We start from the raw sequence: 22,372 nt of genomic DNA on the forward strand, positions 1-22,372 counted from the left end.
TGAAAGTAGCCTAAAAGGTTCCTAGGACAACGTGAGACGTCGGGGGACTTATTGAAGCTCATGTGGCTCGTCATCAGGCATCATCGGGCCGTGCCCGGAACGGACGTCGGTAGGTGACCGGCCAACACACACCCGACACGATGAACCTGCCGTGAGCGGTGCGTTGGACCCGGTCGCTTTCCATAGCGTTTTGAAGTCCTTGCTGGAGCCGGTCTTGCGCGTGGTGGTCTGGGCTGACGGTGATCGAGGAATTGATGACGGCGTCGGTGCCCACCAATCGATGCCACGTAGCCTCCAGCAACTGCTCAGCCGAGAGCCTCTGCGTTGCAGGGGCCTGGGCGAGGACGGCCCAGTGGGCGTTGGCGATTTCCCGGATGGGGATGCCTGGCACACGCACAGCTTGGCCACAGAACGCCATACTGGTCTTCCACCACGTGAATGGTGGTGCATTGCAGCGGCCAGTGCGTGGTGACCAGTTCGAAGACCGAGGTGTTCACTCGTGTGGCAGATGCCGCTGGAGGAGCCTCGGCTCGGGCGGGTTGGCCCCAGTAAGGGTCGAGCGCTCGTTGTGCTGCGGAGATGTAGCGGGGGGTTCCGGCCCGGTCATGTGGTGCGGGCGGTGGCCCTGTCCATTCGAAGCCCTGGACACCTCGCTCAGCGTGGCGGACGCGTCTTCGGTCTCCTGAACCAGTTCACCCAACGCGCGCAGATCGTCAGCGGAGGGAGGATACTGCGGTGACGAGGAGTCGGTGAGTTCACAGAACATCTCCTGGGCGTGAAGGGCGTGACGGTAGAACTCGATGGCGTGTGGCCGCGTCTCCACGAACCATTCGGAATCGGGGTGCGGGTACAACGCCTCAAAGCGTTCGGTGAGATCCTCAATCATCTCGTCTCGGGCGGCGCCCCCACCATCTGAGGCGCTTCACTCAAGTGGCCTCGGCGGTTTTCTTGTTGTTGGTCCATACCTTGCTGACCCCGGCTAGCCAGAACGATCAACACAATCAGCAGGATCAGTCCAAAACAGCCCCCGCACCCTTTGCGCACCACAGTCTCCCTCTGCCTCGATTGCCACCAGGCTCTCACGGTCTGCTCACCCGGCGAGACCATTCGTGGATTAGCTTTTGGTGCGGTGTAGCACGGGATAAGGATCAGCAGGTTCAGTGTTAGGAACGTGAATGCCGGGGTGTGACCGGACGCCGGTAGAGCACCGGCCACTGGGTGCGTCCTCGCCGGATCTGGTCCGGCCCGGCTGTCGCTAACCGGTCGGTGGCCAGTCCGGTCTCGAGGGCATCCCACACCCGTTGTTCGGCTTGGGGAGATGCGTGCAGGTCCTCGGCGGTTAGTCCGAGCTGTTCGGCGGTAGCGACGACCAGGTGGTTGGTGGTGGCGCGCTGGTCCTCGCAGGTGCCGAGTCCAGCCCAGGCGGCATTGGCGAGCTCAATCAACGGTACAGCGTCAGGATCGGCCAGCTGCTCAATGCTGAGCTGGCGGAATACGCCCCAGTCGGGTTGATGGGTGGAAGCCGGCCAGATGAACCCGTCATGATCACGGGCCAAAAGCTGGTGGGTCACCAGCCTGTTGAGTAAGGAATCCAGGGTTTTCTGTTCGGCCTGGCCGAGGCCAGCGGCGGTGAAGTCATCACGGATGATTCGTTGATGCACCGGCCAGTTTCTGGCCACATATACCATCAGGTTTTCTGCTAAACGCTCTGGCTGGTTGTCCGCCACAGTATCCCGGCGCAGTGGGGCACCCCAACGCCGGTCCAGGATGAATTGGGTGTTGTTGGAATCGCTAACCGTATCGCTGAGTTTGATGGCTCGATCAATTTCGAGGAAGTTTTCGGTCAGTTCGCCCAGCACCGAGACGAGGGCGTCCAGTTGCTGTGAGGACACCTGCAGGCTACCGGGTTCTGGAGCGAGCTCGGTGAAGCGTTGATAGCACGCTGACTGGCTGGCTCGGAAAGCGCGGACGAACCGACTGGACTCATCGGCCCAGCCCGGGGTGTCGAAAACCACCTCGGTGCTCGAACCAGGGTGTCGGGGGTCAGGTCCCTCGGGCAAGGCCAGCAAGGCAAAGAGCTCCTGTTGCAATTCCGCCAGACGCCGTTGCGCATCTAAACCGGCGTGGTTTCCTTCCGTAGCTGTCAGCTCGTGGTCTTCACTGCGACCTCCCAACAGCCGGGAGGCCATCATGTTCCAGCCGAACACCAACAGAGCGATACCACCCACCACCGCTACGGCCACTAGTAAGGTGCGGAAGAGCTCAAAACCATCCATGGATCCTCCTTGTCAACCGGTCGTGGAATTAGCGGTGCAGATACTGCGAGCAGGCAGGGTCAACCGGCTGATCGCGGTGAAGGACCCAGACACCTTGATCCTCCCAAACTACCTCAAAGCCGAGCCGTTCAGCCCGGTCGAATGCTTGCGATGGGGTCAGCGGGTGGTTGCCACCCAGCTCCTCGACCTCGTCATCAATAATCATCCAGGTCGACCGGTCGTCGTTCAACGTCCCGTGGAGACCCACCGCGGTGCGAGTGCTCAGATGCGGGGCGGCATGGTCGGCCGCTTCGACACAGACGTCGTCGGGGATCATTGATACGGCGCGGTCAAAGGCTTGTGCTTTCTCGCTGGGTATCCAGTACGTAGCAGTGAGTAGCTGGTGGAACGGGAAGACAGCCGGGAAGGTCACGGTGCCGACCAAGCTCACGCCAAGCACCACCGTACCGACCACGGAAGCCGGTCGTGGTCGGGGCTGACCGGTAGTCGCCTCCGTGGCGTCCTTCGGGAGGTGGTTGGTGCCAGGTGTCTGGGAGCTGTCTGGCCAGGTCCGGACCCATCGAGTAAGTCGATAAGCCCCATCGACGGCAGCCAGCATCAAAATCACCGAGGGCATGGCGTCGTACTGGTACACCGGCGCCCAGACGTTTAACCGGTCATTGAACAACCGGGAAAGTAACAGCGGAGCTGCTGCCAGGGTAATGGGCGATAACAACGGCAAGAGCAACAGGGGCACGAAGTGAAGGAGCCACAGCCCGATCTTTAGCGGATGATCAAACAGGATGCCGATTGTTTCCAAGGGGTTGGTGAGCATAAAGGTCAAGGAGGAACCCAGATCCTCACCCAGGGCGGTATATTCCCAATACGAGAATTCTCCCGAGGGGGAGAAATAAGGGATCACGACCTGTAAAACCACGACGAAACCGATCATGCCACTCACCGCGGTGACCAGAGCCTGCCACCAGGCCCGATAAAACAACATGACCACGGCGATGGCGACCAGCGTGATCCCCATGTCTTCCCGAACAGTGAGCAGGATCAGGCTCAGCCCGCACGCCAGCCAGAAACGGCGCGCATCCAGCGCCCACATCACCCACGCAATGACCGGCACCCCGAGCGTGACTTCGTGAAAGTCCCAGTTGACCATGGCCTGGAAAGGCCAGAACGCTAGCAATGCGGTGCTGACCACTAAGGCACAGACGTGGTGGTGGCTGCGGCGCCGGGTGAAGAAATAGACCGGAATCGCCGTTGAGGCCAGTGCCAGGGCCATGATGATCCCCAACATGCGCGGGTCGTCCCAGATCCAGTAGAAGGGAGATAGTAGCGCCAGGATCGGGTGGAAGTGGTCCCCGAGCAGGTGGAAACCATCGCCTTTAATCGGCACGATTGGAGGCTTAAACAACGAGTATTGGCGTACTGCCTGGTCGAAAATTCCCAGGTCGAACCCTTTGGCGTGGTAGCCGTTAAACCGCAGGATCGAATGGGTGATATACACCGCGATCGCCACGGCCATTAGGATGCCGAGATGACACCACACTTTGGCACGAGACGGGATCGCCGGTCCGGTCTCGGCCTCAGCTTGAGTCTGCTGGGTGTTCTGCTGCATAGCATGTGACACCTTATTGGGTCTCCTCACGGTCCGGTCTCGCCATATATCATGCCCCGCGGGGTCAGGGGCACACCGGTCGAGGCAAGACCGGCACACCAGATCAGCACACCAGCACCTGGTCAACAGCGCCCCAGGAGGGATTCGAACCCCCGACCTACGGATTAGAAGGCCGTTGCTCTATCCAGCTGAGCTACTGAGGCAAATGAGCACCCCTATTGTATCCGCTTTGTTCCCCACAGGGCCAATACACGCGCCACCACTATCCACAGTTGAGGTCCTGCAGGTGTCGAGTTGTCCTCAACTCGACGAAGCTGGAGGTAACCCGGACAGGGCACACACGTGCTGCCAGTCTGGGAGCTGAGAACAATGCCATCGATGAATAACCATCACCGTCAGCTCCCACCCACCCACCGCATCGGGGTATTCAGGGGGCAGACATGATGAGAAAGGGGCTGGACGATGCGACAAAACATGACGGTACGAGGCACCGTGGGAACCGAACCACGAAAAGTCACGCTACCCTCGGGGGATTCGGCGGTGGATTTCCGCTTGGCCTCGACGGAACGCAAATGGAATCAGCGCACGGGAGAGTGGGAAGACGGCAATACCAACTGGTTTACCGTCACCGCCTATAAGAAACTGGCCGATAATGTCTACCGCAGTGTCGTGAAAGGTCAACCCGTGGTCGTGACGGGCAATTTGTCCATTCGTCCCTGGACGTCCAAAGACGGACAGCGCCAAGGGACAGCAGTCGAAATCTATGCCACCACCATCGGCCACGATCTGGCGATGGGGTTTGCGGAATTCTCGCGTCCGTACGAAATATTTGCGGGGTCCACCGAGTCTTGGGACGCCTCTCCGCTGGTGCGCGACCCGGTCGAAACCCCGCAGGGGGAGGGCGACGATCCAGAGGTTGCTGCCTAAGCTAGCGTGCGGTGGCCGTGGCGTGCGAGTACGCATTTGCCACGGCCACCGACTACTGTAGAGGGCATGGCGGAATTTATTTACACCATGATCAATGCCCGCAAAAAAGTTGGCGATAAAGTCATCCTCGATGACGTCACCATGTCGTTCTTCCCCGGAGCGAAGATCGGTATGGTCGGCCCCAACGGTGCGGGTAAATCAACGATTCTGAAAATCATGGCCGGTCTGGACGAGGCCTCGAATGGTGAAGCACGTCTCAGCCCGGGATACTCGGTCGGAATTCTCTTGCAGGAACCTCCGCTCAACGAAGAGAAAAATGTGCTGGACAACGTCCGTGAGGGCGTTGGAGAGATCTACCAGAAGCTTGAGCGCTACAACCAGATCTCTGCCGAAATGGCCGAGCCAGATGCGGATTTCGATGCCTTGATGGAAGAAATGGGCACGTTGCAGGAAGAGATTGATGCCGCTGATGCGTGGGACATCGACTCTCAGTTGGAACAAGCCATGGAAGCCCTACAACTACCAGATGGTAACGCTGACGTCACGCATCTCTCTGGTGGTGAACGTCGTCGTGTTGCGCTGTGTAAATTGTTGCTGGAACAGCCTGACCTGTTGTTGCTTGATGAGCCCACCAACCACCTGGACGCAGAATCGGTGCAGTGGCTGGAAGGTCACTTAAAGACCTACCCCGGCGCTGTTATCGCCGTGACTCACGACCGGTATTTCTTGGATCACGTGGCCGAGTGGATTGCAGAAGTCGACCGCGGTCGTCTTTACCCCTACGAAGGTAACTACTCCACGTATTTGGAGAAGAAGCGTGAACGGTTGGCCGTTCAGGGGCGCAAAGACGCCAAGCTGGCCAAACGCCTCAAGGACGAACTCGACTGGGTTCGGACCAATGCCAAGGGGCGTCAAGCCAAGCAGAAGGCTCGTCTGGCACGTTACGAAGAGATGGCAGCTGAAGCGGAGAAGACCCGCAAGCTTGACTTCGAAGAGATTCAGATTCCGCCGGGCCCCCGCTTGGGATCGCAGGTCATCGAAGCCACCAATATTCGCAAAGGCTTTGGCGATCGCGTCCTGATTGATGACCTGTCGTTCTCGCTCCCGCCGAACGGCATCGTCGGTATCATCGGGCCGAACGGTGTGGGTAAGACCACCCTGTTCAAAACCATCGTGGGGCTGGAAGACCTCGACGGTGGAGAGCTGAAGATCGGTGAGTCGGTGAAGATCTCCTACGTGGATCAGAACCGTGCCAATATTGATCCCGAGAAGTCCCTGTGGGAGGTCGTCTCTGACGGACTGGACTACATTCAAGTTGGCAATGTGGAGATGCCTTCTCGGGCCTATGTGTCCGCTTTCGGATTCAAAGGCCCGGACCAGCAGAAGAAAGCTGGTGTGCTCTCCGGCGGTGAGCGTAACCGATTGAACCTGGCGCTGACGTTGAAAGAAGGTGGCAACCTGCTCCTCCTTGACGAGCCGACCAACGACCTCGACGTGGAAACACTCACCTCACTGGAAAACGCTCTGCTGGAATTCCCCGGGTGTGCGGTAGTCATTTCCCACGACCGGTGGTTCTTAGACCGTGTCGCGACCCACATGTTGGCTTGGGAAGGCACCGAAGAAAACCCCGCTCACTGGTACTGGTACGAGGGGAACTTCGAATCCTACGAGGCAAATAAGGTCGAGCGTCTCGGCCCCGAGGCAGCACGTCCGCACCGGGTGACCCACCGGAAACTGACTCGCGACTAGAGTCACGATCTCCACGCCCTGAACACCAACGGGGTCTCGCCATCGTGTGTGGTGAGACCCCGTTGGTGGTTTCTGTGCTGTTAGTGCGATTAGATGCTGTGCTAACAGACGACAGTTACGGCACGTGTCAGGACTGACGAGATCATGAGGACGGGGCGTTGTCGTCATCCGGGGTGCGGATCATGCCTTCTTGGGCGACGGTGGCAATGAGGTCTCCAGCGGTGGAATAGAACTGCCCGATACTGGTGCCTCGCGCCGACTGGGTTGAGGGGTTGGACAGCACATACAGCATCCATTCATCGACCTTGATGGGACGGTGGAACCACATGGCGTGGTCTAGCGAAGCCATCGAAATCCCGGGAGTGGCCCAGAACAGCCCGGCCTGGCGCAGAATCGGATCAAAGGGCATATAGTCAGCTGCATAGGCCAGGGCAGCCGCCTGCTGATTATGTCCCAGCTCGATGCCGGAAAAGGTCTTCAACCAGCACGCTGTTTGCGAGGAACGCTCCTGCGCAGGACCGATGTAGACCGGTTCGGAAATCATCCGAATATCGAAGGGGCGACGTGAGGCCATCTCCTGGGCTTGAGGATGGTCAATGCCGCCCAACAACTCTTCAGTGCTGGGGATGCTCCGTGGGTCGGGCATGCCCTGCGGCATGGGCTGGAAAAAGTCCATCCCGGATGCCTCGGCCTGGAAGGAACAGGTCAGGGTCAGAATGGTCTTACCGTGTTGCTGCGCTGCCACATGGCGAACCGAAAAAGACCGTCCATCGCGGACTTCTTCCACCACAAAGTTAATGGGCACCTGGGCATCGCCGGGTCGGACGAAATAGGCATGCATCGAATGCAGGTGCCGTTCGTCATCGACCGTGTCACCAGCGGCAATCAATGCCTGGGCCAGGACCTGGCCCCCAAACACACGCCCACCATATTGTGGCGGCGTTGTGCCGGTATAGATTTTCTTGGAATCAATGATTGCCTGATACTCCAGATCCAAGACTTGACGGAGTAGATCCGTTGAATCTAGCCTCGGCGTCTCGGAACCATTGGTCTCGGTCATGTGAATGGTGCCCCTCTGATGAGTGCGATGCGAATAATTCTGTCATCGATCATAACCGCTCGTGTCGTCAACAGAGCGCACGCGTGTTCCATTCGTGGGAGAATGGCGGGATGACTCAGGGGCACCGCATACCGCTGGCCAATGACCGTGTCGTGAACGATTTGCATCGCTTTGCGGAACGGGCCAAGCACCTTCAAGCCACCAGCATGCGTCTCCAAGTCCAACGCAATGTTTTGGTGACCACCGTCAATATTTTCAGCCCCCTGAGCCTTGGCGACCAGATGCCCTACGTCCTCGGTGTTCGGACCGTGGGGTTGAACAACTCTGAGGACCAAGTTGGTGTGCTGGATGGACTCGACCGTGTCTACCCGTTACAAGCGATTACCGACCGTACCAGTCGGATGACCTCCCAGGACATCACGTGGCTCACGCTACCTCCGGTAGAAGAAGAAACCGCCTGGACCGGCATGACACCGCCCAGAACCCAGTGGCGACTGGTAGCGGTGATCGACGACGCTGAGCTGAGCGAATTATCTCGACAGGGCATCCGCCACGTCGCAGAAACGTTGCCCACTAGTCCCGGGGCCGCAATGGTTCACCAGGCCCGCACCGCAGTCTGGGGTGAGACATACGGGGACCCGGCCGTGGCGCAATTTCCGGCCGGGATGGCTTTTGCCGCGTCTGGACTGAGTTTTTTAACCCAGCGGGGCACCTCCCAGCTCTTTCGGGCGGGAGTCTGGTTGCGACTGACATCTCGGGGCGGGCACATCGTATCCCGCCCTGCCATCACCGTCTAGCGGCCTCGAGTACGGTGCGCTACCAGTGATCTCTATTCAGTGGCGTGCTGGTCCTTTAGAGTGACCGCATGAGGGCAATTTTCATTTCTGGAGCAGCCACAGGAATTGGCCGGGCCACCGCACAAAAAATCTTATCCGCTGGATGGCTCGTGGGAGCCTATGACGTCAACGAGATTCCCTACGGACATCCACACCTGATCACCGGGCACTTGGATGTCACCGACCCACAGCAGTGGGATACAGCACTGGCTGAATTCACCTCGCACACCGGGGGACGGCTCGATGTGCTCGACAATAACGCCGGCGTGATCATTGACGGTGCTCTGGCTCGCCAAGACCCCGCCCGAATTCTGAACACGATTGAGGTCAACTGCGCCGGACCAACCTACGGTGCCCGGGCAGCACACCCGTATTTGAAGGCCACACCCGGCTCCACCCTGGTGAATATGTGTTCGGCATCGGCGATTTACGGTCAACCCGATGTGCTGGTGTATTCGGCCACGAAATTCTACGTCAAAGGATTGACCGAAGGACTCGGGCTGGAATGGAAACACGATGATATTCGAGTCATCGATGTCATGCCGCTGTGGGCCAAGACGGCACTGGCTGAGGTGAGCGCCAAATCCATCCGCACGCTGGGGGTGCGGATTACCCCGCGAGACGTCGCCGAAAAGATCTACACCGCGGTGCATCCGCGCAACCAATGGCAACGGGCCACCATCCACTACGGAGTCTCACTGCCCGATATGGCATTCCGGAAACTCCGTGCGCTGGCCCCGGACCGCACGGTGGCTCGGGTCCTCCGCCACCTGGTCTAGCGTCGTGTGCCTGGACTGACAGGACGTGCGTGGCTAAGACCGGTTCTGCATCGCGTGGGCGGCGCGCTCGAGGTAATCCCACAGGGTCTCTTCCTGCAGGGGAGCAAGGTCTAAGGACTTCACCGCGACCTTCATGTATTTCAACCAGGTATCCCGTTCTTGGGGCCCGATCTCGAAGGGCATGTGGCGCTTCCGCAACCGCGGGTGGCCACGTTGCTGGGAATAAGTGGTGGGCCCACCCCAGTACTGTTCCAGAAACATGCGCAGTCGAGCTTCTGCAGGACCCAGGTCTTCCTCGGGATACAGGGCACGGAACTCCGGGTCCGTGGCGACCTGCTCGTAGAACACCCGCGCCAGTTTCGCGAAGGTTTCGTGTCCGCCCACCTGGTCGTAGAAGCTACGCTGTTCCACTGCCGGGGAACCGGTGGCACCGGTGACCGACACGGGTTTTTTGGCCGGTCGGGGCGGTCGCAGTGCAATCGGAGCACCCAGGCGGGTGGTGAACTGAGGTGACTTTCGCTTAGGTTCTCCGGTGGTCACCGGCTTGATGGCCACCGGAAAATTCACCGACCGGGCGACGAAACACTGTTGATGAGCTGTCTCGTGCAACTCTCCGGCCCGCTGGTAGGCCTGGGGGTCCTGGTCATGAGTCGCCTCATCCAGCCACACCTGGGGGCGTAACACCGCACTGGCGACTTGTCCGCCCTCTTTCAGGTCGTGCGAGAGCAGTAGCTCGCCACCGACCTCGATGTGGGAGACCGCCAATTTTTCTTGGCCTGCCACGAATAAGTACGACAGAATATGGCACTCGGCCAGAGCCGCCAGCAATAACTGCTCCGGATTCCACCGGGAGGTGTCACCATGAAACGCTCTGGCCGCTGAGCCCTGCAGTTCACCGGGCCCATCGGCCTGGATGAGGATATCTCGGGTGAACCCCCGCTTCGGGTGCGGGGTGTCACGGCTCGACCATTCGGCGCGTAACTGAAAGGTGTGTTCCATCATGCGTCGTTCGTCTCGTTCGTGCTACCGGTGCTGCGGTGATTGCCAGACGGTGTCGTTTCAAAGGCTCGTTGGGCCCTCAGGGACCGGATCAGATCATCGCGGTTTTCTGCCAGAACTCGTTGCAGCGCAGAATGGTTGGTAGATGCCAGGACGGTCGAGGCCTTCTCGAGAGTGGATTCGGAGACATCCCAGCCGGGGAAGAGGCCTTCGGCGAACGTTTCGGCCATCTCGTGCGAGCGCTGGCCCCAGACGGTGTCGATGACCTCGAAGTACTGGTCAATGAACGGTTCCAGCACTGCACGGTCGTGGACCCGGTTGAAACCAATAATGGTTTGGCGCTGGGTGGTATTGGACATATCAGCCTCCACCAGCCGGCTCCAGGTGTCAGCTTTGGCTTGTGCTTCGGGCCGGGCTGCCATGGCCTTATGACGAGACAACGCTCCCGTGGCCGTGGTATCGGCCTGAGCCGCTGCCTCGATCTCCGTCACCCCGGCGTAGCCACCGGCTACCAGCGAGGTCAGCGCATCCCAGCGCAGTTCGTCGGAGAGCACCAGCCCGGGCAACCGCGGATCCTGACCGTGAGCACCATAGCTGAGCACCTCGGAGAGGATCTCGAGCTGGTGGTGGCGGGCATGGAGAATGAACGCCTTGAAGAACTGGAGCTGGGTATCACTGCCGGCCGGTGCCGCGGTGGCCAGCTCCCAGAGCTTCTCGGCGACCGTGTGCCGGATCTGGGGCTGATGGCTGGCCGGAACATATCGATTCAGTGCGGTATTGAGCTGACGGATCAGAGTGAAGATCAAACTCGAGTGGGTCTCTGCACCCAGATGCTTCAGCAAGGTACTAATAAACGCCGAGGCCGAGAGCACTCCATCACGGGTCATGTGCCACAATGCACCCCAGAGCACCGCACGAGCTCCGGAATCTGCCACATCCGACAGCCGGTCGATGGTGGTGCGCGCGGAATCCGGGTCCAGCACCACCTTCGCATAGGTCAGGTCTTCATCATTGACTAGCAGAATGTCCGGGACCTTCGTGCCGGCCGGTACGTGGACCTCGGTGGTCTCACCGGTGATGTCGAGCTCGATCCGTTCGGCCCGAATCAGCCGTTCGGGGTGGGCCGGGTCGTTCCGGTAGCAGCCCACCACCGCCCGGTGGGGACGCAATGGCGTTTCACTGTGCTGAGACGACTGCAGGATCTGCAAACAGGAGATCGTCTCACCGTCCTCGGCAAGCTGTAGCTGTGGCTCGAGCGTGTTGATCCCAGAGCTCCTCAGCCACAGCTCGGACCACTCGGCCAGGTCACGGCCCGAGGCCAGCTGCAGTTCACCGAGGAGATCTTTCAGCGCCGTATTGCCATAGGCATGAGTATGGAAATAACGACGCACACCTTCCACAAATGCGTCGTGACCTACATAGGCCACCAGTTGCCGGAGCACCGAGGCACCCTTGGCATAGGTGATGCCATCGAAATTCACCAGCACGTCATTCAGGTCCCTGATATCGGCCACAATCGGATGCGTGGTGCTGAGCTGGTCCTGGCGGTAGGCCCAGGTTTTCTCGACCGCGGAAAAGGTGGTCCAGGCTTGATCAAACCGGGTGTTCTGCACCGCTGCGACGTGGGAGACGAACTCGGCGAAGGACTCATTCAGCCACAGATCATTCCACCAGCGCATGGTCACCAAGTCGCCGAACCACATGTGGGCCATCTCGTGCAGGATCGTGATGGCCCGTCGTTCGACCAGCTGTTCGGCCACCGGGCCACGGAAGACATAGTCCTCCAAGAATGTCACGGCGCCGGCATTTTCCATCGCCCCGGCATTGAACTCTGGGACAAATAGCTGATCATATTTTTCAAACGGGTAGGGCGTATTGAATTCGTGCTCAAAGAAGTCGAAACCTTGCCGGGTGATTTCAAAGAGGTTGTCACCGTCCAAATACTCGGCAATCGAAGCCCGGCAGTACAGTCCCAGCGGAATCTCTCGGCCGGTGGTGGAGGTGGCTGTGGAGTGCACCGAATAGTAGGGGCCGGCAATCAGCGCGGTCACATATGAAGACAGTCGTGGCGTGGGTGTGAATTCCCAGCGAGCCAGATGCCCCCGGCTGTGGTGTGCTGTGTCGTCCCGGCGACCGGTCACACCGGCTCCGGCTAATAATTCCAGAGGAATCGGATCCGGGGTGGGTTGGTTGGAGATCACGGTCCAGTGGTCCGGGGCGATGACCGTGAACTGGAAGGTGGCTTTCAGATCGGGTTGTTCAAAGACCGTGAACACCCGGCGCGAGTCGGGCACCTCGAACTGCGAATACAGGTAGGTCTCGTTATCGACCGGATCCACAAAGCGGTGTAGTCCCTCACCGGTATTGGTATAGCGGGCCACAGCATCGACGACCAGCACGTTGGTATCGGCGAGATGCTCGACCGGCAGGGCAATACGAGCGCCGTGATACTCGTCGGTGGGTAGGTTGATGCCGTTCAGACTCACCTCGCGCAACGAGTCCCCAACAAAGTCGATGAAACTGTATTCCGGGGCGATACTGGCGCGGTCCGCAGCGGTAAAGTGCACCTCGGTACGAGACCCGAACACTTCACCGTCCCACGAGAGATCCAGCTCAACCTGGTACGACTCGACATCGAACGCGGTGGCCCGCGCTTGTGCTTCGGTGGCCGTGATATTGAGCAACTGTGATGTGGTCATCCTCTACAAAACACCTCGCTGGACGTCTCGGGTTGATCGGATTCGAAGTCCGGTCGTCTCTTGGTCTGTTCCCCATTGTGTCACTTTCTGTGCGTTTCTTGTCTGCCACAGCAGACTCACCGTTGGATAGCTGGCTCGTCAGCCGGTGCTCCGCGGTGAGAGGGTTCGCGGTAGGGTGAAGGTGAGGCTCACACCGTCATCGACCGCAGCAACACCAAGGGGAGACCAACGCCATGCGTGTGCACATTGCCACCGATCATGCCGGGCTGGATTTGGCCCACTACTTCATTGATCACCTGACTGATTCCGGATACGACGTGTTGGACCACGGGCCTCAGGCCTATGACCCCGACGATGATTACCCGTCATTCTGCATCAACGCCGCGCTCGCAGTCGCCCGGGAACGTGCAGCCGGAATGGACTCCTTGGGTATTGTGCTGGGTGGGTCCGGCAATGGTGAACAAATTGCTGCTAATAAAGTCCCCGGTATCCGAGCTGCCCTGGCCTGGTCAGTAGCCACCGCCCACCTGGCCCGTGAACACAATGACGCTCAGCTCATCGCTATCGGGGGGCGCCAGCACGCAGCCGAGGAAGCCTTGGAAATTGTGACCGCATTCTTAGAGACACCGTTTAGCGGTGAAGAACGTCACCAGCGCCGCATTGACCAGGTTGCCGAGTTCGAACAGCGCGGTGAGATCGAAGGTTTCGAACTGGGCACCGACGGGTTGGACGCGTAACGACGTAGCTGATGCCTGAAGGACACTCCATCCACCGGTTGGCCCGATATTTCTCCGAGGTCTTTACCGACCAACCGTTACGCATCACCTCTCCGCAAGGACGGTTCAGTGCCGGCGCCGCCCGGCTAGACGGGCGGCGGGCTACGCGGGCTGAAGCCTACGGGAAACATTTTTTCCTCGTCTTTGACCACGAGCTGATCCTCAACGTGCATTTGGGCATGTACGGGGCCTGGACCTTCGGTGGTGACGAGCATGTGGCCACCGTGTCCTCGATCGGAGCTCCACGCAAGATCGGCGAACGTGAGCAGCACTCCTTGCAGCTGAGCACCAACCCGGTCGATCCGCCAGAGCCCAAACCCACCACTCGGGTCAGGATCGTCTCCGACCACGGGTGGGCTGATCTCATCGGTGCCTCTGTGGTCCGGGTGCTCACCGTGGATGAAGCTGGCGACGTGGTGGCCAGTATTGGACCTGACCCCTTGCGACGTGATGCCGACCCGCAACGGTTTATCGACCGAGCGCTGGCCACCCGACGTCCCATCGGGGAGGTGCTGATGGACCAGAAAATCATTGGTGGAATCGGCAATATCTACCGGGCCGAAGGGCTCTTTCGCACCGGCATCAACCCGCACACCCCGTCGCGACAACTCGGCGCGGAACAGCTGCACCAGCTGTGGGAGGATGAAGTGCGACTGATGCGTCGTGGTGTCGCGACCGGAAAGATTATCACCACCCGGGCCGAAGATCGTCCCGGAATCGCTCTGAACGATGCCTGGCCCGAGCACGCCTATTACGTCTATCAACGACAGAACGAGCCATGCCGGGTCTGTGGCACACAGAACATTGTCGTGGAATCGATGCACCAACGAAAACTGTACTGGTGCACCCGCTGTCAGGGATAAGATAATTTGCGTCATCAACCGAAGTCATCTGGTTTAATGGATGTACTTTCATCGCGCAGGATTGAGGGGATTGCATGCGCATTCTCAACGAACTCGACAACGGTCTACAGAGCTATGCGACCATGGACCAGCGCCAACGTGAAATTCACCGGGCTGTCTCTGAAGGCCGAGAAGAATCAACGCTACTGATCTGGCAGGCCGAATCCACCTACACGGCCGGACGGAACACCAAGGCTGTCGACATTATCTCCGATGAGATTCCGGTGATTGAGACGGACCGTGCCGGATCGGTGACCTGGCACGGGCCCGGACAGCTCATTGTGTACCCGATCGTCAAGCTTGCCGAGCCCATCGACACATTGCGCTACATCCGCAGTGTGGAAGCCTCCGTGCTCACCGTGCTGGGTGAACACTACGACTTGCCGGTAGAACGCATCCAGGACCGGGCCGGAGTCTGGTTGCGCAACCCCGACCGGAAGATCTCGGCCATTGGCCTGAAGATTTCGCGCGGGGCGACCATGCACGGTATTTCGCTCAACGTCACGACCGACCCCAATACATCGTTCACTGGGATTATCCCGTGTGGCATCAATGACGCTGCGGTGACCTCGATGGCAGAAGAAGGCGTCACCGACCTTGCGGTCGCTGATCTGGTTGATCCGCTGGTCGCGGAGCTCACCGAACGATTGACCCCACTGATTGATCCGATCTACTCCACCACCGCAGAAACGGACCAGAGTCTTCAGCCACACCACAGCTGATCCGATCTCGTCTCACAAGGAGAGGAACACCTGACATGTCGACCTTGCCGAAAGTAGAAGGACGCAAGCTATTGCGCATCGAGGCGCGAAACGCTCAAGTACCTCGCGAGGATCGACCCGACTGGTTGAAAACCCAAGCCACAGTTGGGCCGGAATACCGGAACATGCGTGAGCAAGTCCGCAAGCAGTCTCTGAACACTGTCTGCGCGGAAGCCAACTGCCCCAACATTTACGAGTGCTGGGAAGACCGGGAAGCCTCGTTCTTAATCGGTGGGGCGGTGTGCACCCGCCGGTGTAGCTTCTGCGACATCGCCACCGGTAAGCCGGGGGAGTACGACCAAGAAGAGCCCGAACGTGTGGCTGACTCGGTGTCGGAACTCGGGCTACGCTATGTGACGGTGACCGGTGTGGCCCGCGACGACCTCGAAGACGGTGCCGCCTGGCTGTATGCTGAAACCTGCCGTGCCATTCATCGTCGTGGCGAAGGCACCGGGGTGGAGCTGCTGGTCGATGACTTCCGCGGGGGAGACCGCCCGTTGCAGATGGTCTTCGACGCTCAGCCCCAGGTCTTTGCCCACAACATCGAGACTGTTCCGCGGTTGATGAAGATTATTCGTCCCGCCTTTCGGTATGAGAAATCCTTGGGTGCACTCAGTAAAGCCCGCGACGCAGGACTGGTCACCAAATCCAACCTGATTCTCGGCATGGGAGAGACCACCGAAGAAATTGAAGAAACCATTGGCGATCTGGTCGATGCCGGAACCCACATTTTGACCATCACCCAGTACATGCGACCCTCGCCGCTACACCAGCCGGTCGACCGCTGGGTCAAGCCCCAAGAGTTCCTCCGGTTGCGTGACTTCGCCTACGAGCGTGGTGTCAAGGCCTGCATGTCAGGGCCGTTGGTGCGGTCTTCCTACCGTTCCGGCAAGCTCTACGTTGAGGCCATGAACGCGCTGGGTCGGCAGATCCCTGCCGAGTTCGCTCATCTGAAGGAAGCAGCTGAGGGCTCGACCCGTCAGGAAGCTGCCACTGTGGTGCAACGTCTCAAGGCCCGCGGTGCCGTCGACGACAACCCGGACGAACCGGCTTTGCCGGCACACCAGCCCGGTGACCGCACCCAGTTGCCGGTGGCCTAGACCCGCAACGGACGAGCGAGAGAGTGTCCTGATGTTTGGCGCGGGACACCACAGCTTCCGCTCCGATGAAGTGTGGGCGCGATAATTCCTCGCAAGCATTGCTAACCGGGTTGCCAACCGTTGCTTATTCAACGGAGGACGAGGGCGAGGAACCCAGGTGAAAAAGGCCGCGAGCCCTCTGTGTGCATACCTCAATGAACTACCGGGGCTGGGCGGATCAAAGCCGTTGTGGAGGGGATGACGGGAATCGAACCCGCACTATCTGCTTGGAAGGCAGAGGCTCTACCATTGAGCTACATCCCCGCAGTGCACATCAGAGTAGTTATCACCACTGCAATGCACAGCGAATTTGAGTGTAGTGCAAAAAAGTGTTCAGTCCAAATTTCCGTTTTGGACGCGAAACAGACTAAGATATCGTGGGTGCCTAGTGGCCTCCAGGCCTGCGTGATGGTTATTCAGTCAACGGTCCTGCGGAGTAATCCACGTGCGGTGAAGGATCGTTTCACCGTCAGGGTGCCACTGTTGTCGGAGTCAACACGGTGTGTTGTGCCCGGGCATTTCGGGACGTAGCTCAGCTTGGTAGAGCGCGCGCTTTGGGAGCGTGAGGTCGCAGGTTCAAATCCTGTCGTCCCGACAGTTTCGGTTCGTCGTTAACCGCTACACAATTCCATTTATCCACGATCGATATCAGGAGTCCTACGTGGTCAAGTCCACAACAGAGAATCTCAGCCCCACTCGGGTCAAGCTGGAGATTGAGGTTCCTTACGAAGAACTCAAGCCCCGTATTGACGTTGCGTATAAGAGCATTGCCAATCAGGTGCAGATCCCTGGTTTCCGCAAGGGCAAGGTTCCTCCGCGTTTGATCGACCAGCGCTTCGGTCGTGGTCTGGTGATCGAACAGGCCGTCAACGACAACCTGGACTCATTCTTCCAGCAGGGTCTGCGCGAGGCTGAGGTCGTGCCACTGTCTCGCCCCGAGGTGGATATCCAGGCCGTTCCCGGAGCCGACGGCGATGACGAAGCGCCCCTGAAGTTTACCGCTGAAATGGACATTCGGCCCAAGGTTGAACTGCCAGACTATAAGGGCCTGAAGGTCACTGTTGACCCGGCTGAGCCCAGCGCAGAAGATGAGCAAAAGGCTCTGGACGACCTGCGTGCACGGTTTGCCACCCTGAAAGACATCGATCGCCCGGCAGGGCAGGACGATTTCGTGACGATCTCTTTGACCGCCAGCATTGACGGTGAAACGGTTGATGAGGCCGAAGACCTGTCCTACCAGATCGGTTCTGGCACCATGCTCGAGGGTATGGACGAGGCACTCGACGGTCTATCAGCCGGAGAAGACGCCGTGTTCGAGACCACCCTGGCCGGCGGCGAGCACTCCGGTGAGGCTGCCACCGTCAAGGTGGTGCTTAACGCCGTCAAGGAGCGCGAGTTGCTCGAGGCTGACGATGACTTCGCACAGCTGGCCTCCGAGTTTGATACTCTCGATGAACTCAAGGAAGATCTCAAGAAGCAGGCTGCTGACGAAGCCGTGACCAACCAGGGGATTGAAGCCCGCGACAAGGTCCTGGAGGAACTGCTGAAGCTGGTCGAGGTGCCCGTGCCCGAGTCGGTCATTACCGAACAGCTGGAACAGCACTTCAACGATGGCGGTCACTCTGCCGGAGATGACCATGACACGGAGGAGCACCGCGAAGAAGTCGAGAACAACTTCCGCGAAGCCTTCGTCAACGAGATCGTGCTCGATGAGGTCGCCGATCAGGAAGAAATCGGCGTCGAACAGGCTGAGCTGATCGAATACATTATCACCACCGCTCAGCAATACGGCATGGACCCCAACCAGTTCGCGCAGATGCTGGATCAGGGCAACCAGGTGCCGATGATCATGGGTGAGGTGCGTCGTCGCAAGGCTCTGGCCAAGGTCCTCGAATACGCCGAGGTGACCGACACCAAGGGCAACGCCGTGGACCTGTCGTCCTTCGTTAAGCCACAGGACGATGACGCGGACGAGGTCGCTGAGCCCACCGAAGAGGACGAAACAAGCGAATCCACCGAGGAAGCCGACGACGAGCAGAAATAAAACTCAGCCATACTGAACGGGCCCGTTGAGGAGCAGAATTGCTCCCCGGCGGGCCCGTGGCATGTGACGGACTCGTGCCAACAGCGAAATACCGTGTGCTGTGGCCCCAGAACGAGCCGATCATCAGTAGTGTTTTTCCCGAAGATGATTCAACCAGGCTGCCGTGGAGGTAGCTGTCAGCATTGAAGGAAGGTAGGACGTCCATGACAGATTCGTCCCCCGCACCACGGATGGCCACTGTCGATCCGGCCGAACGTGAAGACTACATCTACAACCGTTTGCTGAAAGAGCGCATCATCTGGTTGGGGTCTGAAGTTCGCGATGACAACGCCAACGCAATCTGCTCGCAAATGCTGTTGCTCTCCGCAGAGGATCCCCGGAGCGACATCTACCTCTACATTAACTCCCCGGGTGGCTCGGTGACGGCCGGGATGGCCATCTACGACACCATGCAGTACATTCCCAACGACGTGGTGACTGTAGCAACCGGTTTGGCTGCCTCCATGGGACAGTTCCTGCTCTCTTCCGGGACCAAGGGCAAGCGCTACGCCACCCCCCACGCCCGCATTCTGATGCACCAACCCTCCGGCGGTATCGGTGGTACCGAGTCTGACATCCGCATTCAGGCCCAGCTGATCATGCACATGAAGAAAGTCATGGCCGAGCTGACTGCAGAACAGACCGGCCAGAGTGTGGAACGGATCCTCAAAGATAATGAACGCGACATGTGGTTTACCGCCGAGCAGGGCCTGGAATACGGTTTCTTCGACCACATCGCCGAACGTGCCGGTTCCGTATCCGGTGGTGGCGGCGTCGAGCAGTAACCATCCTGGTGTCACCACCACACTCAGCGGACTAACCACATCTTTTCAGGAGCTCTTCGATGACACAGCACAAACACTCTGGTCAGGACATGCCCGCCGCGCAGGCGCCGATGATGCCTTCGGCACGCTACATTCTCCCGCAATTTGAGGAACGCACTCCCTACGGTTTCAAACGACAGGACCCCTACGCTCGGTTGTTTGAGGACCGGATTATCTTCCTGGGAACCCAGGTCGATGACGCCTCCGCCGATGACATTATGGCTCAGCTTTTGGTGCTAGAAGCCATGGATTCGGAACGTGACATCACTCTGTACATCAACTCCCCGGGTGGATCCTTCACCGCGATGACGGCGATCTACGACACCCTCCAGTTCATCCGCCCCGAGGTCCAAACCGTGTGCCTGGGACAGGCAGCCTCGGCTGCCGCTGTCTTGCTGGCCGCCGGCACTCCGGGCAAGCGCCTGGCGCTTCCCAACGCGCGCGTGCTGATCCACCAGCCATCCATGGGCGGTGACCGTGGTACGGCAACGGATCTACAGATTCACGCTGACGAATTGTTGCGGATTCGTACCTGGATGGAAGAAGTCCTCGCCCAGCACACCAACCGTAGCGTCGATCAGGTTCGCGCTGATATTGACCGCGATAAGTTCTTGTCCTCCGAAGAGGCCAAAGAATACGGTCTCGTCGACGAGGTGCTGGAGTCGCGCAAGATCAAACGTAGCTAAGCCTGACAGTAGCACCGGTGGGGTGGACACTCTGCGATGAGATGTTCACGCCACCGGTGCCTTTCTGTGTGGTTATCCCCAGCGTGGAGACGAGATTTCCATCGCCCGGGACGTTCGGGGTAGTTTTGGGCGGGAGATCCCCTGAGCGAGCAAGGCACACGGGTGTAACGGGGCAGAAAAGTTCCGGCCAGCTACTATGCTTGGATCGAAACAAAATTGTGAGGAGTCACCTTGGCACGAATCGGAGAAAGTGCGGACCTGCTGAAATGTTCCTTCTGTGGCAAATCCCAGAAGCAGGTTCGTAAGCTCATCGCCGGTCCCGGCGTCTACATCTGTGATGAGTGCATTGAACTGTGCAACGAAATCATTGAGGAAGAACTCACCGAAGTTGCCGAGACCAACGACGTCGACTTGCCGACTCCTCGCGAGATTTTCGACCACTTGGACCAGTACGTCATTGGCCAGCAACGAGCCAAAAAAGCCTTGTCAGTCGCGGTCTACAACCATTACAAACGTGTCCGGGGCAATGACACCATCCGCCAGGCTGTTACCGACACGTTCGGAGATGACTCGATTCTAGATGCGCTGGCCGATGTGGAGGTCGGAAAATCGAATATCCTCTTGGTCGGCCCTACCGGTTCGGGCAAAACCTACTTGGCACAGACCCTGGCCAAGAAACTCGACGTGCCGTTTATCGTCGCGGACGCAACCGCACTGACCGAAGCCGGCTACGTGGGCGAAGATGTCGAGAACATTCTGCTTAAGCTGATTCAGGCCGCAGATTTTGACGTCAAGAAGGCCGAACAGGGCATTATCTATATTGACGAGATCGATAAGATCTCACGGAAATCCGAGAATCCTTCGATTACCCGCGACGTCTCCGGTGAAGGGGTGCAACAGGCCCTGCTGAAGATCCTGGAGGGTACCGTTGCCTCGGTGCCGCCACAGGGCGGTCGCAAGCACCCGCACCAGGAATTCCTGCAAATTGATACCTCTAATGTCCTGTTCATCGTGGCCGGTGCATTTGCCGGACTCGATGGCATTATCGAGTCCCGGGCTGGACGTAAGGGGATCGGCTTCGGCGCAGCCTTGTCGAGTTTCGGTGAAGGGGAGTTGCCCTCCTACTCTGATGTGCGTCCTGAAGATCTGCTGAAATTTGGTTTGATTCCTGAATTCATTGGGCGCCTGCCGGTCATTACCGCAGTAGACCCACTGGATCGGGAGGCACTCATTCGGGTGCTGACCGAGCCGAGGAACGCTGTGCTGAAGCAGTACCAAAAGATGTTTGCGTTAGATGGTGTCGAGCTTGAATTTGACCAGTCCGCTCTTGATGCTGTCGTGGACCAGGCAGAAGAACGAGGTGCAGGAGCCCGTGGGCTACGCTCCATTCTGGAAAACGTGCTACAGCCGGTGATGTTTGATCTGCCCTCACGAAACGACATTGCCTCGGTGACGATCACCGGCGACGTCGTGCGAGGTGAGGCCGAACCGCTGATGGTCACTCGCGAGGTGACCCACAAACGGCGCACCAAATCGGCCTAATTTTACGTTTTTGACCGGTATCGGAACTGTACGGAATAAATCCGCGAAGCGTGTCGCTATGCCCAACAGACTGCATTGCAGTAGATTCCGGAACCCGACAGAAGGAGATACGCTCCGATGGCCGAAAATAACGTCGTCAATTTCTGGTTTGACCCGATCTGCCCCTTCGCCTGGGTGACCTCGCGCTGGATCCGTGAAGTCGAGCAGGTCCGCGATATCACCCTCGACTGGCATGTGATGTCGCTGGGCATCCTCAATGATGCCGAGGGCAAAGAGAAAGACCCCAACGTGTGGTTGCCTGCCCGGGCCGCTGTCGCCGTCGAACAACGTCTGGGGCATGATCGTTTAGGCGAGTTCTACACTGCAGTGGGCACCCAGATTCACAACAATGACGTCTCTGATCGCGAGGCAGCCGTCCGGACCGCTCTGGAGGAGATCGGAGCCAGCGAACAGGCCGATCAGGTCATCGCTGATGCACGGACCGACGTGAACGACAAGGCACTGGCCAGCTCCCACCAGCAGGCAATTGATTTGGTCGGTAACGAGGTCGGCACTCCGGTGGTGCAGTTCGGTGACACTGCCTTCTTCGGCCCGGTGCTGTCCAAGATTCCGCGCGGTGAAGAAGCCGGCAAGATCTTTGATGGTGCTGTAGCGCTGGCGGGCTACCCCTACTTCTATGAGCTCAAGCGCAGTCGCGACTCCACACCACGCTTCGACTAATCTGCGCT

At 59.0% G+C, this 22,372-nt stretch carries 20 protein-coding genes, 3 tRNA genes and 1 pseudogene; 14 read left to right on the plus strand and 10 right to left on the minus strand.

Features of this window, described 5'->3' with window-relative positions; all coding sequences use genetic code 11:
- Positions 1 to 73 precede the first annotated feature (73 nt).
- From DCC25_RS01700 to DCC25_RS01720, 5 genes are all read right to left on the minus strand, one after another.
- On the minus strand, positions 74 to 418 hold the full coding sequence (locus DCC25_RS01700; protein WP_110100372.1) for a hypothetical protein: 345 nt from the start codon (positions 416 to 418) through the stop codon (positions 74 to 76).
- A gap of 75 nt (positions 419 to 493) precedes the next feature.
- Entirely contained in the window at positions 494 to 886 is a 393-nt protein-coding gene (locus DCC25_RS01705; protein WP_110100373.1) for a hypothetical protein, read from the minus strand.
- Positions 887 to 1,163: 277 nt separating this feature from the next.
- A complete protein-coding gene (locus tag DCC25_RS01710) occupies positions 1,164 to 2,276 on the minus strand; it encodes a hypothetical protein (protein ID WP_110100374.1) in 1,113 nt (370 codons plus the stop codon).
- Between the two features lie 28 nt (positions 2,277 to 2,304).
- Positions 2,305 to 3,882 (minus strand): DUF2079 domain-containing protein, encoded by a 1,578-nt coding sequence (locus DCC25_RS01715; protein WP_233487825.1) that lies wholly within the window; start codon positions 3,880 to 3,882, stop codon positions 2,305 to 2,307.
- Positions 3,883 to 4,011: 129 nt separating this feature from the next.
- A tRNA-Arg gene (locus tag DCC25_RS01720) sits at positions 4,012 to 4,085 on the minus strand.
- A 259-nt stretch (positions 4,086 to 4,344) separates the two neighbouring features.
- On the opposite strand from DCC25_RS01720, the gene DCC25_RS01725 reads away from it, so the two are divergent.
- Together DCC25_RS01725 and ettA are read left to right on the plus strand one after the other, a co-directional pair.
- Entirely contained in the window at positions 4,345 to 4,809 is a 465-nt protein-coding gene (locus DCC25_RS01725; protein ID WP_110100375.1) for a single-stranded DNA-binding protein, read from the plus strand.
- A gap of 66 nt (positions 4,810 to 4,875) precedes the next feature.
- On the plus strand, positions 4,876 to 6,558 hold the full coding sequence (ettA, locus tag DCC25_RS01730; RefSeq protein ID WP_110099519.1) for an energy-dependent translational throttle protein EttA: 1,683 nt from the start codon (positions 4,876 to 4,878) through the stop codon (positions 6,556 to 6,558).
- 142 nt (positions 6,559 to 6,700) lie between these two features.
- Here ettA and DCC25_RS01735 read toward each other — a convergent pair whose 3' ends face one another.
- The gene (locus tag DCC25_RS01735; protein WP_110100376.1) at positions 6,701 to 7,618 is read right to left on the minus strand and encodes an acyl-CoA thioesterase II; all 918 of its coding nucleotides are present in this window, start codon (positions 7,616 to 7,618) and stop codon (positions 6,701 to 6,703) included.
- A 152-nt stretch (positions 7,619 to 7,770) separates the two neighbouring features.
- Here DCC25_RS01735 and DCC25_RS01740 point away from each other — a divergent pair, with 152 nt between their 5' ends.
- Positions 7,771 to 8,415: a hypothetical protein gene (locus tag DCC25_RS01740; protein ID WP_146206395.1), complete on the plus strand. Its 645-nt coding sequence runs from the start codon at positions 7,771 to 7,773 to the stop codon at positions 8,413 to 8,415.
- A gap of 68 nt (positions 8,416 to 8,483) precedes the next feature.
- A complete protein-coding gene (locus tag DCC25_RS01745) occupies positions 8,484 to 9,233 on the plus strand; it encodes an SDR family oxidoreductase (RefSeq protein ID WP_110100378.1) in 750 nt (249 codons plus the stop codon).
- 33 nt (positions 9,234 to 9,266) lie between these two features.
- Here DCC25_RS01745 and DCC25_RS11485 read toward each other — a convergent pair whose 3' ends face one another.
- The 3 genes and pseudogenes from DCC25_RS11485 to pepN all read right to left on the minus strand — a co-directional run bounded on the left by DCC25_RS11485 (position 9,267) and on the right by pepN (position 12,931).
- Positions 9,267 to 9,644, minus strand: a complete 378-nt coding sequence (locus tag DCC25_RS11485) for a globin (RefSeq protein WP_233242980.1) — start codon at positions 9,642 to 9,644, stop codon at positions 9,267 to 9,269.
- A gap of 144 nt (positions 9,645 to 9,788) precedes the next feature.
- A pseudogene (locus DCC25_RS11490) lies at positions 9,789 to 10,235 on the minus strand (OsmC family protein); the annotation flags it as partial.
- Complete coding sequence (gene pepN / locus DCC25_RS01755; protein ID WP_110100380.1) at positions 10,232 to 12,931, minus strand: aminopeptidase N; 2,700 nt, start codon at positions 12,929 to 12,931, stop codon at positions 10,232 to 10,234. The gene pepN and the pseudogene DCC25_RS11490, both read right to left, overlap by 4 nt.
- Positions 12,932 to 13,164: 233 nt before the next feature.
- On the opposite strand from pepN, the gene DCC25_RS01760 reads away from it, so the two are divergent.
- The 4 genes from DCC25_RS01760 (at position 13,165) to DCC25_RS01775 (ending at position 16,470) form a co-directional block, all read left to right on the plus strand.
- Entirely contained in the window at positions 13,165 to 13,668 is a 504-nt protein-coding gene (locus tag DCC25_RS01760; RefSeq protein ID WP_110100381.1) for a ribose-5-phosphate isomerase, read from the plus strand.
- Between the two features lie 11 nt (positions 13,669 to 13,679).
- Positions 13,680 to 14,570, plus strand: a complete 891-nt coding sequence (locus DCC25_RS01765; protein ID WP_110100382.1) for an Fpg/Nei family DNA glycosylase — start codon at positions 13,680 to 13,682, stop codon at positions 14,568 to 14,570.
- Between the two features lie 74 nt (positions 14,571 to 14,644).
- Positions 14,645 to 15,331, plus strand: coding sequence for a lipoyl(octanoyl) transferase LipB (lipB, locus tag DCC25_RS01770; protein WP_110100383.1), 687 nt, complete (start codon positions 14,645 to 14,647; stop codon positions 15,329 to 15,331).
- Between the two features lie 35 nt (positions 15,332 to 15,366).
- On the plus strand, positions 15,367 to 16,470 hold the full coding sequence (locus tag DCC25_RS01775; protein ID WP_110100384.1) for a lipoyl synthase: 1,104 nt from the start codon (positions 15,367 to 15,369) through the stop codon (positions 16,468 to 16,470).
- A 229-nt stretch (positions 16,471 to 16,699) separates the two neighbouring features.
- Here the strand turns inward: DCC25_RS01775 and DCC25_RS01780 are convergent.
- A tRNA-Gly gene (locus tag DCC25_RS01780) sits at positions 16,700 to 16,773 on the minus strand.
- Positions 16,774 to 17,030: 257 nt separating this feature from the next.
- Here DCC25_RS01780 and DCC25_RS01785 point away from each other — a divergent pair.
- The 6 genes from DCC25_RS01785 to DCC25_RS01810 all read left to right on the plus strand — a co-directional run bounded on the left by DCC25_RS01785 (position 17,031) and on the right by DCC25_RS01810 (position 22,364).
- Positions 17,031 to 17,104, plus strand: a tRNA-Pro gene (locus tag DCC25_RS01785).
- Between the two features lie 66 nt (positions 17,105 to 17,170).
- Positions 17,171 to 18,553, plus strand: coding sequence for a trigger factor (tig, locus tag DCC25_RS01790; protein ID WP_110100385.1), 1,383 nt, complete (start codon positions 17,171 to 17,173; stop codon positions 18,551 to 18,553).
- 203 nt (positions 18,554 to 18,756) lie between these two features.
- Positions 18,757 to 19,377 (plus strand): ATP-dependent Clp protease proteolytic subunit, encoded by a 621-nt coding sequence (locus tag DCC25_RS01795; protein ID WP_110099789.1) that lies wholly within the window; start codon positions 18,757 to 18,759, stop codon positions 19,375 to 19,377.
- A gap of 59 nt (positions 19,378 to 19,436) precedes the next feature.
- The gene (locus tag DCC25_RS01800) at positions 19,437 to 20,102 is read left to right on the plus strand and encodes an ATP-dependent Clp protease proteolytic subunit (protein WP_369860237.1); all 666 of its coding nucleotides are present in this window, start codon (positions 19,437 to 19,439) and stop codon (positions 20,100 to 20,102) included.
- Positions 20,103 to 20,333: 231 nt separating this feature from the next.
- Positions 20,334 to 21,644: an ATP-dependent Clp protease ATP-binding subunit ClpX gene (gene clpX, locus DCC25_RS01805; RefSeq protein ID WP_110099788.1), complete on the plus strand. Its 1,311-nt coding sequence runs from the start codon at positions 20,334 to 20,336 to the stop codon at positions 21,642 to 21,644.
- A gap of 117 nt (positions 21,645 to 21,761) precedes the next feature.
- Positions 21,762 to 22,364, plus strand: coding sequence for a DsbA family protein (locus tag DCC25_RS01810; protein WP_110100386.1), 603 nt, complete (start codon positions 21,762 to 21,764; stop codon positions 22,362 to 22,364).
- Positions 22,365 to 22,372: the final 8 nt, after the last annotated feature.

This window comes from Auritidibacter sp. NML120636 (assembly GCF_003185945.1).
In the GTDB taxonomy this organism is placed as follows: Bacteria; Actinomycetota; Actinomycetes; order Actinomycetales; family Micrococcaceae; genus Auritidibacter; species Auritidibacter ignavus.

Coding starts and splice junctions, on each gene's coding strand:
- DCC25_RS01810 (WP_110100386.1), top strand. CDS start 21,762: ATGGCCGAAAATAACGTCGTCAATTTCTGGTTTGACCCGATCTGCCCC.
- DCC25_RS01795 (WP_110099789.1), top strand. CDS start 18,757: ATGACAGATTCGTCCCCCGCACCACGGATGGCCACTGTCGATCCGGCC.
- DCC25_RS01715 (WP_233487825.1), bottom strand. CDS start 3,882: ATGCAGCAGAACACCCAGCAGACTCAAGCTGAGGCCGAGACCGGACCG.
- lipB (WP_110100383.1), top strand. CDS start 14,645: ATGCGCATTCTCAACGAACTCGACAACGGTCTACAGAGCTATGCGACC.
- DCC25_RS01775 (WP_110100384.1), top strand. CDS start 15,367: ATGTCGACCTTGCCGAAAGTAGAAGGACGCAAGCTATTGCGCATCGAG.
- DCC25_RS01700 (WP_110100372.1), bottom strand. CDS start 418: ATGGCGTTCTGTGGCCAAGCTGTGCGTGTGCCAGGCATCCCCATCCGG.
- ettA (WP_110099519.1), top strand. CDS start 4,876: ATGGCGGAATTTATTTACACCATGATCAATGCCCGCAAAAAAGTTGGC.
- DCC25_RS01710 (WP_110100374.1), bottom strand. CDS start 2,276: ATGGATGGTTTTGAGCTCTTCCGCACCTTACTAGTGGCCGTAGCGGTG.
- DCC25_RS01760 (WP_110100381.1), top strand. CDS start 13,165: ATGCGTGTGCACATTGCCACCGATCATGCCGGGCTGGATTTGGCCCAC.
- DCC25_RS01735 (WP_110100376.1), bottom strand. CDS start 7,618: ATGACCGAGACCAATGGTTCCGAGACGCCGAGGCTAGATTCAACGGAT.
- DCC25_RS01800 (WP_369860237.1), top strand. CDS start 19,437: ATGACACAGCACAAACACTCTGGTCAGGACATGCCCGCCGCGCAGGCG.
- DCC25_RS01705 (WP_110100373.1), bottom strand. CDS start 886: ATGATTGAGGATCTCACCGAACGCTTTGAGGCGTTGTACCCGCACCCC.
- DCC25_RS01725 (WP_110100375.1), top strand. CDS start 4,345: ATGCGACAAAACATGACGGTACGAGGCACCGTGGGAACCGAACCACGA.
- pepN (WP_110100380.1), bottom strand. CDS start 12,931: ATGACCACATCACAGTTGCTCAATATCACGGCCACCGAAGCACAAGCG.
- DCC25_RS01765 (WP_110100382.1), top strand. CDS start 13,680: ATGCCTGAAGGACACTCCATCCACCGGTTGGCCCGATATTTCTCCGAG.
- DCC25_RS01745 (WP_110100378.1), top strand. CDS start 8,484: ATGAGGGCAATTTTCATTTCTGGAGCAGCCACAGGAATTGGCCGGGCC.